Origin of the sequence: Draconibacterium sp. IB214405 (assembly GCF_033963885.1) — a bacterium.
In the GTDB taxonomy this organism is placed as follows: Bacteria; Bacteroidota; Bacteroidia; order Bacteroidales; family Prolixibacteraceae; genus Draconibacterium.
The window spans coordinates 1,551,007-1,564,251 of record NZ_JAXBMA010000001.1; the positions used below are offsets into that span (position 1 = coordinate 1,551,007).

11 protein-coding genes are annotated in these 13,245 nt (G+C 42.4%); 1 reads left to right on the forward strand and 10 read right to left on the reverse strand.

Annotated elements, in window-relative coordinates; genetic code table 11:
* Positions 1 to 5: 5 nt before the first annotated feature.
* Both SLH46_RS06115 and SLH46_RS06120 read right to left on the reverse strand, forming a co-directional pair.
* Complete coding sequence (locus SLH46_RS06115) at positions 6 to 1,586, reverse strand: RagB/SusD family nutrient uptake outer membrane protein (protein ID WP_320280274.1); 1,581 nt, start codon at positions 1,584 to 1,586, stop codon at positions 6 to 8.
* Between the two features lie 12 nt (positions 1,587 to 1,598).
* Positions 1,599 to 4,754, reverse strand: coding sequence for a SusC/RagA family TonB-linked outer membrane protein (locus tag SLH46_RS06120; protein ID WP_320280275.1), 3,156 nt, complete (start codon positions 4,752 to 4,754; stop codon positions 1,599 to 1,601).
* 693 nt (positions 4,755 to 5,447) lie between these two features.
* Between SLH46_RS06120 and SLH46_RS06125 the strand changes: the two genes are divergently transcribed.
* A complete protein-coding gene (locus SLH46_RS06125; RefSeq protein WP_320280276.1) occupies positions 5,448 to 5,924 on the forward strand; it encodes a GNAT family N-acetyltransferase in 477 nt (158 codons plus the stop codon).
* A gap of 41 nt (positions 5,925 to 5,965) precedes the next feature.
* On the opposite strand, the gene SLH46_RS06130 is transcribed toward SLH46_RS06125, so the two are convergent.
* The 8 genes from SLH46_RS06130 to SLH46_RS06165 all read right to left on the reverse strand — a co-directional run bounded on the left by SLH46_RS06130 (position 5,966) and on the right by SLH46_RS06165 (position 13,054).
* Positions 5,966 to 6,157 carry a hypothetical protein gene (locus tag SLH46_RS06130; RefSeq protein ID WP_320280277.1) on the reverse strand — a complete coding sequence of 64 codons (192 nt, stop codon included), beginning with the start codon at positions 6,155 to 6,157 and terminating at the stop codon, positions 5,966 to 5,968.
* A gap of 214 nt (positions 6,158 to 6,371) precedes the next feature.
* Complete coding sequence (trpA, locus tag SLH46_RS06135) at positions 6,372 to 7,154, reverse strand: tryptophan synthase subunit alpha (RefSeq protein WP_320280278.1); 783 nt, start codon at positions 7,152 to 7,154, stop codon at positions 6,372 to 6,374.
* A gap of 100 nt (positions 7,155 to 7,254) precedes the next feature.
* Positions 7,255 to 8,436, reverse strand: a complete 1,182-nt coding sequence (gene trpB, locus SLH46_RS06140) for a tryptophan synthase subunit beta (RefSeq protein WP_320280279.1) — start codon at positions 8,434 to 8,436, stop codon at positions 7,255 to 7,257.
* Positions 8,437 to 8,511: 75 nt separating this feature from the next.
* On the reverse strand, positions 8,512 to 9,138 hold the full coding sequence (locus tag SLH46_RS06145; RefSeq protein WP_320280280.1) for a phosphoribosylanthranilate isomerase: 627 nt from the start codon (positions 9,136 to 9,138) through the stop codon (positions 8,512 to 8,514).
* Between the two features lie 79 nt (positions 9,139 to 9,217).
* Positions 9,218 to 10,006: an indole-3-glycerol phosphate synthase TrpC gene (gene trpC / locus SLH46_RS06150; RefSeq protein WP_320280281.1), complete on the reverse strand. Its 789-nt coding sequence runs from the start codon at positions 10,004 to 10,006 to the stop codon at positions 9,218 to 9,220.
* A gap of 20 nt (positions 10,007 to 10,026) precedes the next feature.
* Positions 10,027 to 11,022 carry an anthranilate phosphoribosyltransferase gene (gene trpD / locus SLH46_RS06155; RefSeq protein WP_320280282.1) on the reverse strand — a complete coding sequence of 332 codons (996 nt, stop codon included), beginning with the start codon at positions 11,020 to 11,022 and terminating at the stop codon, positions 10,027 to 10,029.
* A gap of 34 nt (positions 11,023 to 11,056) precedes the next feature.
* Positions 11,057 to 11,635, reverse strand: coding sequence for an anthranilate synthase component II (locus tag SLH46_RS06160; RefSeq protein ID WP_320280283.1), 579 nt, complete (start codon positions 11,633 to 11,635; stop codon positions 11,057 to 11,059).
* Between the two features lie 9 nt (positions 11,636 to 11,644).
* Positions 11,645 to 13,054 (reverse strand): anthranilate synthase component I family protein, encoded by a 1,410-nt coding sequence (locus SLH46_RS06165; RefSeq protein WP_320280284.1) that lies wholly within the window; start codon positions 13,052 to 13,054, stop codon positions 11,645 to 11,647.
* Positions 13,055 to 13,245: the final 191 nt, after the last annotated feature.

The following is a 13,245-nucleotide window of genomic DNA, read 5'->3' on the forward strand; positions in this document are numbered from 1 at the left end:
ATTTTTTAATTGTCAGCCCATGGGTTTTGGTCATTCACCTCGTCCATGTTGTTGTTCCCGTCGAATTCCGATTGTGGTATCGACATCACAAAATCTGGATATTCCGGATCGAGCGTATTACGCGACAGCAATTTCTGTGTGTGGTTACTGCCTTCGAAATCGCGTGAGAATCCTGTTTTTAAACGTTTGATATCAAGAATGCGGCCTACTTCGCCCCACAATTCAATACGTCGTTGCAGGATAATTTCGTCGAGTAAAGTTGACGATCCTCCAAGAGGAGTCGTAGGTCCATTTGCATCGTTTACTGTAAGTGTATTGGCATCGCTTAATCCTGAAAGACTATAATCCGGATCACGTTCTGCCATCAGGTCCATAAGGATTGTACGGGCTTCTCCGAACTTGGATTGCATACACAGTGCTTCAGCTTTTATCAGCATCATTTCTTCGTGACGCATCAAAATATAATCTCCCAAAGCATTAGACGGATCTGAGAAACGGAACTTAAACTGGTTGTAGCTTAACTGTGTACCCAGCGGAGCATCTTCTTCCAGCGGGCCATTCCACCACACTTGTTTTCTTACATCTGTATCTGCCATTTGGTCGTACAACCACGAACTCACACATTTGCGGGCATTTTCAGCATACGACGATGTGCTGGCATCCATGTGTCCGAATAACGATTCGGTGTCTGCTATTTGTTCCGCTATAATTTGTAAGCCCCACAACACTGTTCCTGAGTTGGCATCGTTAAATGCAAATCCGTTTGCCAGGTTGTCGTACGAAAGCATTGTTGTTCCTCCACTCATGGCAATTGTTGCTGCTGATTCGGCGGTTGCCCAATCTTGCTTTTCTAAAGCCACCTGTGCTTTTAACCCGTTCGCTGCATAATAATCGATATGCGAGGGATGCGTGCGCGGTGCCGCCACCTCAGGATCGAGTAATGTAAGTGCCTGCTGAATATCGGCTTCAATTTGTGTATAAACATTGGCCACCGTACCTCTCGGATTTCCTTCCGACGCATTGGTGGTTGGCTCGGTATAAATTGGCACTCCCGGAGCATCTTCGTTACCCGCATAAGTCTGCTGGTAGAAACGGATGAGGCTGAAATAGGCATAAGCGCGTAAGGCATAAGCCTGCCCAACAAGGCTGCTTATTTCTGACGGTGCTCCCGTTAAATTATCCTGGGCAGCAATAATTGAGTTCGCATTCGAAATTACCGTGTAGTAGAAAAACCACACCGAATAAGGGCGCCCGCTTTTATGCGTGTAATCCGATTTTACATTGTACATGTAGTCGAACCAGAACCAACCGCTACCGCCTTCGTTCTGAACCATATCGTCGCCCATCAGGTCGTAGGTAAGTATAAAGGCTGTTACGCCAAATTCCTCGTGGGCCCAGTTTACCGACCACTCGTCGGCTACATACATGGCACGATAAATTCCGTTTAGCGCCACATTTGCCTTCTGAACATCGGAGAATAACACATCGCCCGATGTACTGTCGGTAGGATTTGTATCCAGCTCATCCTGGCAGGCAAAACCTACAAACAATAAAAATAACAGGATTAGAATTTTATCTATTTTCATGATCTGTTTGTTTTAAAATTTTAATTCAATTCCGAAAAGACTTGTTCTAACCGGAGTGTATGAAAAGTCGGTAGATCCGGAGAAATTGTACTGCGGATTCATTCCGTCGAGGTGAGAAAAAATGGCCAGGTTATCGACAGCTACATAAGCGCGAACGCTCTCGATACCCACATTTTGCAGAATATTTTTCGGAAGTGTGTAACCAACCGTAATATTTTTAATTGCAAAGTACGATGCATCAATCAACTGACTATCGGTAAACGGACGCGAGAAACCGGTTCCGTTCTGAATACGCGGTACGTCAGTTACATCGCCCGGATTTCTCCATGCGCGTTCAACATTGGCAGCGTAATTGGTACCAATGTAAACCGGATTCATCAGGTTGCTATACACACTCTCGTAAACTTCTCCACCCACCGAGAAAGTGGTCATAAACGACATGTCGAAGTTTTTGAATAGTATGAAGTTGCTACCAAAACCACCATAAAAGTCGGGGATTCGGCTGCCCGAAATCCGTTTACTTTGCGATGCTTTCTGGAAATCGTCAGAAAGGTATGATTCACCCGGTTCGCCGGTTTCATCAAGATCGTAAACCCAGTAAAGCTGAGCTCCGGTAGCTACATCAACTCCGGCAGATTGTGCCAGGTAGTACGAATTTATTTCTTCGCCTTTACGCTGAATCGTGTTACCGTTAACGATTTGATCTGTTTCACCATCCAGCTCAACAATCTCGTTTTTTAAGGTAGTAAGGTTGATGTTGGCATTCCAAACAAAGTTTGGTTTCGAGATGAGTTTCATGTTCGAGTTAAATTCAAAACCGGTATTCAGCATTTCGCCAACGTTAGCCCAGTAACTGTCGAAACCAAGTGATGTTGCCATTGGTTTTTCCATCAACATATCCACGGTACGACGGCGGTAATATTCCAAACTAAAATCAACACGCTCGAAAAGAACGGCGTCAATACCCACGTTAAAGTTGTTGTTTTCTTCCCATTTTATCGAAGTGTTTTCGAGCGATGAAAGTAAGGCTCCGTTCAGGTTGGCATTGGCCCAGTCGAGGTTATACAGCGACTGCCAGCCATAGTATGTACCAATATTGTCGTTACCTTGTTTTCCGTAACTGGCTCTCAGTTTCAGGTTATCGATAAAAGTCATTTCTTCCATAAAACTCTCTTCACTAACACGCCACGATCCACCAACCGACCAGAATTCGCCCCAGCGGTAATCTTTGTGGAAACGCGATGAACCATCGGTACGGAAACTTGCCGAGAGGTAATACCTGTCAGCATAATCGTAGGTAACATTGCTCAGGAACGATTCGATTGTATAATTATCTTCGAATGAAGTAAGACCCGAGGTTGTTGATCCCGGTGCCAGTTCCTTAATTCCGGAGTAGGGGAAGCCCGATTTTGAACCTTCCAGTTCGTTAATGGTAAGTTTGTAAAACTCGTGACCGGCCAACACATTAATGCTATGTTTTCCAAAGTCTTTCTCGTAACGTAACAGTTGGTTAATAGTATAAGAAAGGCTTCGTGTGTTCGTTTTATCTAAGTATCCACCAATGTTGGCAGCGTTACCAAATTCCGGATTCCAATAAACGGTTTGGTTCGTGTTAATGTAATCGAAACCAACGTTTGTAGTAAATGAAAGCCCGTCGAATGAGCTGCCAAGACCAAGACCCAATAAGTTCAGATTAAATCTTCCCGACAGGTTGTCGGCAGTGGTTTCATAAGCATCTTCGAATAAAGTTGCCACGGGGTTCCAGTTTGGGTTTGCTCCCGCCGGACGGGTTAAACCATAGTCGTATTGTTTCTCGCCGGTTTCAGAAAGAATAGGATTACCATTTTCGTCCTGAATATAAACCGGGTAAATTGGTGCCATAAATTGCGCGGAATACCAAACGTTAGAGTTTGAAGTGGTTCCGTCGTAGCCCAAATAGGAAGTTTCCGTTTTTGAGAAGTTGACGTTACCGCCATATTTAAACCAGGTTTTAGGCGTCAGCTCCGCGCCAATTCTTCCTGAAATACGTTCGAAATCGGTGGTTTTCAATAAACCTTCATCTTTCAGATAAGCTATGGAAGCATACACTTTAGAATTTTCGGAACCACCATTTATAAATAGCTGGTATTCCTGTCTTGTAGCTTCGTTGTTGGTTACTTCGTTGAGCCAGTCCGACTCGTAAAGCAATTTAGCTGAAGGATTAACCTGACCGGTTTGCGGATCGATTAATTCAGAAATTGGCATGTTGTAAGGATTGTACATTTCGTTTGCACCAAAAATACCGGTACTTCCGGCCATGGCTTCAACCGCCATCGGTCCTGCCAGATCAGGATGAATACCGTCGGTATAAATCAATGCGTTTTTGTATCCCTGAAACGATGCTTCGATAAAGTCGGCAGTGCTCAGTGTTTCGTAAGGTTTTATGGCACGGCTCGAAAATCCGTAGGTGGCTTTTAGTTCAACCGAAAGTTCTTTCGACTGGCCTTTTTTAGTGGTAATTACTACCACACCGTTTGCACCACGCGAACCATAAAGTGCACCTGCCGATGCATCTTTTAAAATGGTCATCGACTCAATATCGCCCGGGTTTATAGAGTTCAGGTTACCATCGAAAGGAACACCATCAACTACATACAACGGATTGTTGCTGGAGTTGATAGAACCAAAACCACGGATAATAATTTCTGCGCCTTCGCCCGGTTGGCCGGTTCCTGATGTGGTTTGAACACCGGCAACCTGTCCTTCCAAAGCTTTCGAGATATCGGCAACGGGTCTTTTCTGAAGCACCTCGTTGTCGACCACGCCGGCCGAACCAGTAAACGATTCCTTTTTAGCAGTACCGTAAGCTACTACCATAACTTCGTCGACGCCTATAACATCAGACTCGAGCGTAACATCATAAACGGTTGCGCTGGTTATGGGCACTTCTTGTCGTTTCATTCCAACAAAGGAAAAAACAAGAATTTCATCGTCCGGAACGGTTAATGTAAATTTACCATCCAGATCGGTGGTTGTTCCGGTCGTAGTTCCTTTAACCGCAACCGAAACACCAGGAATTGGCAGTCCATCGTCAGATGAAGTAACCGTTCCCCTAATTTGCTTTGTTTGGGCGAATAGTATACTCATTCCACAAAACAAAGCAACAACTAATAGAAGTAGTTTTTTCATATGATTCAAATTGTAGATTTTAAATTGCCAGGTGAAACGTGCACTTTAATCCTTCACTTTTCAGAAAGGATTTATCGTGTTTGATTCACAGACAAAAACTTATGTTTATACTCAAGCGATATTACCCTTCGCTTTTGTTATTATTCCAAAGGAAAACTCCCGTCGGGGAAACGGGAGTTTAATTATCTGCCAGCCGGCCAGATAATGCACTTTTTACATTTTAAATGCTGTTTAATTCTGTTTCTATGTAAAAAAATGGAGTGCCGCTGTTAACGATTCTAATTTCCCCGAACCCCCTGTTTAATGTTGTTTACATACCGGTTAGTGCTTTTTAGCGTTTGCCGGATTTTTAGCTTTTCGATCAAACTTACGGATTGGAGAAATACAGTGCATTTTTAATCAACCAACGGTAAACTTCGGTATATTAAAGTTGCTGATATTTAGATTTGAGCTTTGTTGTTGGTTTTCATGCTGTTGGCAGATTAAATCGTACAGTTGACTGACAAAAGTATGGTGTTACTAGTCAAATTTGAAGGTGTTTACAGATTGTTACTGTTTATGTTAGACTTGTTTGCAATCCTGAACAATGGTTTGGAATTTGCCTAATTATATATATATTTTCAGAGCAAAATGGAATCTGCCGAATACGATGATAAATAGTATTGTTTTTGCAAAAATCACACTGATTAAATTATGAATATAAGGAAGGTAAAGAAAAGTGATAATATATTTTTAGCCAACATAATCCGGGCGGCTTTTGAAGAATCGGATGCTCCGAAACAAGGGACTGTGTATTCAGATCCAACCACCGACAATCTGTTCGAATTATTTGAGAATGAAAGATCGGTACTTTGGGTAGCAGAAAACGAGGGCGAAATTTTAGGTTGTTGCGGCATTTATCCTACCGATGGTTTGCCAGAAGGTTGTGTAGAATTAGTAAAATTCTATTTGTTGGCGAAAGCCCGGGGAAAAGGTTTGGGAACTCAATTGATGCAGAAAAGTTTTGAATCGGCTAAAGAGTTGGGGTATACGGAAATCTATATCGAAACTTTGCCCGAGTTTGACAATGCAGTCGGTATGTATGAAAGGGGCGGATTTAAAAAATTGGAAAACCCTATGGGAGACTCAGGTCACACCGGGTGTGATATTTGGATGATCAAAAAACTTTGACCATAAAAAAGGCGGGAATAAATCCCGCCCGGTTAATACTTTTAAGCCGCGATGTCGGCAAACGCTTTTGCCAGTACATCGGGGTACATTTCTTTAAAATTTTCATAACACCAGTCGCGTAGGTTTTGCAACTGATCGGGCTCCACCCAGTTAATGCATTTGGATAACTCTTTCCTGAACAATTCTTTGCTAAAACTAACTTTGGGTAGAATTACTTTTGCGTATTCAAACATGGCTCTTACATTTATTGTTCGCTACTAAAAATAACATGCAAAAATCAATTAAAGTATGCTGTAAAATATTCTTTAACACTAATTAACTGGGGCTTTTCTGAAGGTTAAACTCTATCCTGTTGAACGCGTGTCGCTTAGGTTGTTTATATCTAATTTGTGTTTCAAAACATCCGGTGTTCTTGAACATTTACCACCCAAAATTACAACTCCAGTATTAATCAGATGTAAGCATATTTTTAACAAACTGCGAAATCGATTCGGCTGTTTTTACCTCCTTGTTAAATGAGCTTACAAAGGCACTTCCGATGATTGCACCACTGGCATATTTACATGCATTGGTAAAAGTGGCATTGTCGGAAATTCCAAACCCGATGAGGCGATTATTCTTTAAGTTCATTGCCTGAATACGCTCAAAATAATCCTTGTGGAAATCTTCAACTTTTTTGCCGGCACCGGTTGTCGACGACGATGAAACCATGTAAATAAATCCTTGGCTGGCATCGTCGATCTGACGAATACGCGCTTCCGACGTTTGTGGGGTAATCAGCAGAATATTGTGCAGGTTATTCTGCTCAAAAATTGTTTTGTATTCTGCCTCAAATTCATCCAACGGAAGGTCGGGCAGGATAGTGCCGTCAATACCAATTTCGTTACACTTCTGGCAGAATTTCTCTACACCGTATTGATAAACCGGATTCAGGTAGCCCATTAAAACCAGTGGGATAGAAACCGATTCGCGAATGGTTTTTAATTGCTCGAAAAGCACTTTGATTGACATACCGTTTTTTAAGGCAATTTCGCTGGTTCGCTGAATGGTTGGACCGTCAGCTGTTGGATCGGAAAATGGCATCCCGATTTCGATGAGGTCGACACCATTTTTTTCCAGCTGCTGAATAATTTCAACGGTATCGTTTAGATTGGGGAACCCAGCAGTAAAATATACCGAGAGTATGTTTTTATTTTTTCTTTCGAAAAGTTGATTGATTCTGTTGTTCATGATAATAGTTTTAATAGAACGCAGGTGACGCTGATTTAGCAGATTCTCGTTGATTATTATCTGTGGAAATCATTTGAATCTGTGTTATCAGTGTTCGTTTTTAGTATCCAAAATAATTCAGGTAAGTTTCCATGTCTTTGTTTCCACTACCCGAAAGGTTAATCACATTCACATCGTCAGGATTCATTTTAATTTTCTCCAATGCAGCAAGTGCGTGAGCCGATTCCAGTGCCGGAATAATACCTTCTTTTTGTGTTATCAGCAGCACGGCTTGTAATACCTCCTCGTCGGTGGCAGCCAAAAATTTCGCACGACCGGTTTTAAAAAGGTGCGCGTGTAATGGCCCTATTCCCGGGTAATCCAGTCCTGCTGAAATTGAATAAGGTTCCGTGATTTGGCCATCATCATTTTGCATCAGCATGGTTTTACTCGAGTGAAGTACACCTGGTGACCCAACAGTTAAAGTTGCAGCTGTTTCTTCTGTATCTACACCTTTTCCGGCAGCTTCCACACCAATCAGTTCCACCTGCTCATCATCCAGGTAGTTGTAAAATGCCCCGGCAGCGTTACTTCCTCCGCCCACACACGCCAAAATACGTGTCGGAAATTCGGAGCCTGTTTGTGCCAGCAATTGGTTTTTCATCTCGGCACTGATAACCGATTGGAAACGCGCAACCATATCCGGGTAGGGGTGCGGACCAACCACCGAGCCAATAATGTAATGCGTATCTTCCGGATTGTTGATCCAGTCGCGCATGGCTTCGTTGGTTGCGTCTTTTAGCGTTTTGTTACCACTGTGCACCGGAATTACTTCGGCACCAAGCATTTTCATCTTTTTTACATTTGGTGCCTGGCGCGAAACATCCAAAGCTCCCATGTAAACAATACATTTTATACCTTTCAGTGCGCAAACTGTAGCAGTGGCCACGCCGTGCTGACCTGCACCTGTTTCGGCAATAATGCGTGTTTTTCCCAGCTGCTGCGCCAACAGAATTTGTCCGATAGTGTTATTCAATTTATGTGAGCCGGTATGGTTCAAATCTTCCCGTTTCAGGTAGATTTTGCTGCCGTAATGCTCCGAAAGTCGGCTGGCATAATACAGCGGCGACGGACGCCCCACATAATCTTTTAACAGCTGATCGAATTCTTTTGTGAATGTTTCTGATTCTATAATTTCCAGGTAACGGCGCTTGAGTTCATCAATATTGGTGAACATCATTTCAGGAATCCATGCTCCGCCAAATTCGCCGTAATATCCTTTTTCGTCTACTTGATACTTCATATGATTAAAGTTGGAAGTCGGAAGACCGAAGCCGGAAGATTTGTCCATCTTTTCGGCATAATCGTATTCCGTACTTTATTGTTTCAATTCGGTTATAAATTTTTTCAGTTTTTCAATGTTTTTTAATCCGGGTTCGTCTTCGAAACCACTGTTCAGGTCTACTCCCGCCAGCATCGGATGGTTTAGCTCTTTAATCTCTGCTACGTCGTCAGGACCAATTCCTCCACTCAGGAAAAAGGGCGTACTCCCGGTGTAGTTTTCCAGAATTTGCCAATTGAATTTTTTACCCGAACCGCCATGCTGTTTGGTTTTGGTGTCGAATAAAAAATAATCCACGTTTCCCTCGTATGCTGTTGTTGTAGCAAATTTAAAATCATCATCCATTGGGAAGGCTTTTAAAACGCGCAAACCCTGATTTTTTAATATTCCGCAGGTTTTTGGATTTTCCTTTCCGTGCAACTGAATGTATTCGAATCCAAAGTTTTTAGCTAATCCAAGAATCTCAAATGCATTCTCGTTCACAAAAACACCCACTTTGGATTTGTCAGATTGAAAGAGTCCGGCATCGGGAGTGTCACCAACAAATCGTTTTGAAGGGCCGTAAAAAATGTAGCCCAGCAGATCCACTCCAAGTGCTTCCACCTGCTCACGATTTTGGGTGAATTTCATCCCGCATACTTTTATTTTAAGGTTGTTTGTCATCTCTTCACTTGTTAAGTTTCACCCCTTAAATCCCCTCAAGGGGATAATTGCCCCTTTGAGGGGGCTGTGGGGGTGATTGTTAATCTCTAATCTCCCCAATCAACTTTTTACAAGCCGCACCCGGATCATCAGTTTTCATAAAGGTTTCCCCAATAAGGAAGCCTTTAAAACCATGCTCTTTCAGGTAGTTGATCTCGGCAGCTCCCGCCAAACCACTTTCCGATATTTTTACAAATTTGGCCGGAATAAGTTTCGAAAGCTCCACCGAAGTTTCAACACTCACTTCAAAAGTTTTAAGGTTGCGGTTGTTTACGCCAACAACATCAACATAGTCGTTAACTATCTCCAATTCTTCGGCATTGTGAATTTCCATTAAAACATCCAGCCCAAGTTCCTTTGCTTTTTTTGCCAGTTCCAGCGCCTTTTCTTTCGAAAGACACGCGGCAATTAAAAGGATCACATCCGCGCCATAAGCCTTTGCTTCCACAATCTGGTAAGTGTCGATCATAAATTCTTTACGCAAAATGGGGATATCGGGATTGGCTTCACGTGCTTTCGCCAGGTTAGCCAACGTTCCACCGAAATATTCAAAATCGGTAAGTACAGAAAGACAAGAAGCTCCGGCAGCGTTATAAGCGGCGGTAACTTCTTCCACTTTTGCTGAGAAATTGATCTCTCCTTTTGATGGCGACTTTTGCTTGAATTCTGCAATTATCCCGGAAGCACCTTCTTTCAGCAGGTTTTCTTTTAAAGAATTACATTTTCTCGCAAAAGCCGGGTATTTTTCCAGCTGCTCAATACTAACCACTTTTTTCTGGGCAGCTACTTCCTGTTCTTTTGTTGCTACTATTTTATCAAGAATATTCATTGTCTTTAATTTGCTCTGTCTTAAAAGGACTTGTTTGTAACTGCTTCCAACTTTTTCAACGCATTTCCGCTTAGTAAAGACTCGCGCGCCATTTCAACACATTCAGCTAATGTTTTATCAGGGAAAACAACTTGCAGGCCAACGGCAGCGTTGGCAAGAACAACATTAGTTTGTTCTGATGTACCGTTGCCTTTCAAAATATCGATAAATATTTTAGCGGCATCCTCAACCGACTCGCCACCAAAAAGCTTTTCGGGGGCAACTTGTGGCATTCCAAATTCTTCCGGAGCAATCAGTTTGTCTTCCGATTTTGTGGCAAAATGCGTGTCGGCAGTCAGCGAAATCTCGTCGTAACCATCAACACTGTTCACTATGGCAAAGTTAACATCCATTGTGTTGTATACATTTTTGTAGTGGTCGAAATTTTCGCTGTTGTTCACTCCGAGAACCTGGTATTTTGGCTCCGACGGATTGATCATGGGCCCAAGTATATTAAAAAAGGTTGGCACCTTTAAGGCTCTGCGAACCGGAGCAATGTGTTTCATTGCCGGGTGAAACAGAGGTGCATGTAAAAAGCAAAAACCTCCTTTTTCAAGATCGCTTTTTAGTTTGTCGATTTCGTTGCTGAACTCGTATCCCAGAAATTCCAAAACGTTGGACGAGCCACTGGTTGAAGTGGCTGCGTAGTTCCCGTGTTTGGTAATATTCACTCCGGCTCCTGCAACAATAAAACAGGATAGTGTGGAGATGTTGAACGTGTTTTTGCCGTCGCCGCCGGTACCTACAATATCAATTGCGTTGTAATCTGACAGATCAACTTTTTTACTGAGTTCTACCATCGCATCACGAAAACCACCGAGTTCTTCCGACTGCAAAGGACGCATTTTAAATACAGTTAGGAATGCGGCAAATTCGGCTTCAGAATAAAGGCCTTTTCCAACTCCTGTTAATGCAGCTTTTGCTTCTTCACGAGTAAGGGTATTTCCTTCAAATAGGTATTGTAATGTTTCTTTCATTTTTTAGCTTTTGAGTTTTTTTGAAAAGAATAGACTATTTGTTCGGATACAACCAGTTTTCGATCATTTTTTCTCCCAGCGGAGTTAGTACCGATTCCGGGTGGAACTGCACACTTTGCACATCGTATTCTTTGTGCTGCATCGACATTACCAGACCGTCTTCGTCGTAGCTGGTAACCTCAAAACATTCCGGTAACTGTTCATCCTGAACGATCCATGAGTGGTAACGGCCCACATCGAATGATTCGGGCAATCCCTCAAATAATTGTGCTTTAATTCCGGTTTGTTTTACGGGTGTGGCAATTCCATGCAAAACACGGTTCATATTGTGCAGCTTACCGCCAAAAGCTTCGCCAATGGCCTGGTGACCCAAACAAACACCGAGCATGCTTTTCTTTGGTGCGTATGCTTTTATAATGTCGAGTAAAAGACCTGCTTCTTCAGGAATTCCGGGACCCGGAGAAAGAACGATCTTGTCGTATTTGTCAATCTCTTCCAAGGCAATCTGATCGTTGCGAAATACATCAACCGGCTGGCCAGAAATCTTTTTGATGGCATGTACCAGGTTGTAGGTAAATGAGTCGTAATTATCGATAACTAATATCTTCATCATTTCAAGTTTTTAATTTATACCTTTAGCCATTTCAATCGCATTTTTCAATGCAGCCAGTTTATTATTCACTTCTTGTAGTTCGCTCTCTTCCTGCGAGTCGGCAACAATTCCGGCACCTGCCTGGTAAAACAGTTTTTTGTCCTTGCTCAAGAACGAGCGGATCATAATCGCATGGTTCACCGAATTGTCAAAGCCAAGGTAACCAATACATCCTCCGTAGTAACCACGGTTCTGGTTTTCGTATTTGTCGATCAGTTCCATGGCTTTATATTTTGGTGCGCCCGAAAGTGTTCCGGCAGGGAAAGTTTCTCCCAATACTTTTATCAGGTTGGTATCGTCGGTAATTTCTCCCGAAACCTGCGAAACCAGATGAATTACATGCGAGAAGAATTGCACTTCGCGATAAGTTTCCACAATTACATTATCGGCATTTCTGCTTAAATCGTTACGGGCAAGATCTACCAACATCACGTGCTCGGCATTCTCTTTTGGATCCTTGCTTAACTTTTCAGCCAGTTCACGATCCTGATCATCATTTCCGGTACGTTTAAACGTTCCGGCAATTGGGTGAATATAAGCTTTATTGTCTTTTATCCTGATCTCCGCTTCCGGACTCGATCCGAAAATACTGTAAGTTCCGTAATCGAAATAGAACAGGTAAGGCGATGGGTTTATCGAACGAAGCGCACGGTAAACATTAAAATCGTCGCCAATAAACTCCTGTGAGAACTGACGGCTCAACACGATCTGGAAAACATCGCCACGGTAGCAGTGCTCTTTACCTTTTGTTACCATGTGCATGTATTCTTCGTCGGTGATGTTCGATTTTTCCTCGCCACGCACATCAAAACTAGCTGTTGAGAAATTAAGGTTTACCAATAAATGATGAACGTAATCCATTTGCGATTCTTCGCCCTCCAACAGGTTCTCAACAATGTGGATTTGGTTTTTGTGGTGATCAATGGCAACTACATATTTATAAAAACTGTAGTGTACTTCCGGCGTTTGGTATTCTTCAGTTTTTGGTGATGAAAAACGAATGCTTTCGAAATGTTGAATGGCATCAAAATTCAGGTAGCCAAATAAACCGTTGGCAGGCAATTCAATTTCATCCGAATCAACATTAAATGTTTTGAAGAAGTTGTCCAGTTCATCGTGTAACTTTTTTTCGGGAGAAAGCGTGAACGATTCTTTTTCCCTTCCCGGAAAATCGATGATAACATCGCCATTATTTACCTTAAAATTGGCAATAGGGTTAAAAGCAATAAACGAGTAAGCATTTTCAACTCCGTGGTAATCGGAGCTTTCCAGCAATATCGACTTAGGATAAAGCGTGCGAAGTCGCAAATAAATGCTTACCGGAGTTACGGTGTCGGCAAGTATTTTACGAACGACAGGTTTAAAATTGAGTTTTTCCATTTTGTTTTTTTATGTTTTGTTCTTTGTTTGTATTTCAATTCAAAATTGTTGTCAGCAAGGTGTTTAAACTAAAAACGGCTCACCGTGAAATCCGATGAGCCGCTTTTAATTTATGCAATGACGTATCCTCTCTTCACGATATTTGTAAAAAGTTGCTACGCCACCACCAAATGTTATTGTTTGTTCTCATA

What these genes read in the sequence shown, in the direction of transcription:
- SLH46_RS06115 (WP_320280274.1), bottom strand. Translation starts at nt 1,586, where the DNA reads ATGAAAATAGATAAAATTCTAATCCTGTTATTTTTATTGTTTGTAGGT.
- SLH46_RS06120 (WP_320280275.1), bottom strand. Translation starts at nt 4,754, where the DNA reads ATGAAAAAACTACTTCTATTAGTTGTTGCTTTGTTTTGTGGAATGAGT.
- SLH46_RS06125 (WP_320280276.1), top strand. Translation starts at nt 5,448, where the DNA reads ATGAATATAAGGAAGGTAAAGAAAAGTGATAATATATTTTTAGCCAAC.
- SLH46_RS06130 (WP_320280277.1), bottom strand. Translation starts at nt 6,157, where the DNA reads ATGTTTGAATACGCAAAAGTAATTCTACCCAAAGTTAGTTTTAGCAAA.
- trpA (WP_320280278.1), bottom strand. Translation starts at nt 7,154, where the DNA reads ATGAACAACAGAATCAATCAACTTTTCGAAAGAAAAAATAAAAACATA.
- trpB (WP_320280279.1), bottom strand. Translation starts at nt 8,436, where the DNA reads ATGAAGTATCAAGTAGACGAAAAAGGATATTACGGCGAATTTGGCGGA.
- SLH46_RS06145 (WP_320280280.1), bottom strand. Translation starts at nt 9,138, where the DNA reads ATGACAAACAACCTTAAAATAAAAGTATGCGGGATGAAATTCACCCAA.
- trpC (WP_320280281.1), bottom strand. Translation starts at nt 10,006, where the DNA reads ATGAATATTCTTGATAAAATAGTAGCAACAAAAGAACAGGAAGTAGCT.
- trpD (WP_320280282.1), bottom strand. Translation starts at nt 11,022, where the DNA reads ATGAAAGAAACATTACAATACCTATTTGAAGGAAATACCCTTACTCGT.
- SLH46_RS06160 (WP_320280283.1), bottom strand. Translation starts at nt 11,635, where the DNA reads ATGATGAAGATATTAGTTATCGATAATTACGACTCATTTACCTACAAC.
- SLH46_RS06165 (WP_320280284.1), bottom strand. Translation starts at nt 13,054, where the DNA reads ATGGAAAAACTCAATTTTAAACCTGTCGTTCGTAAAATACTTGCCGAC.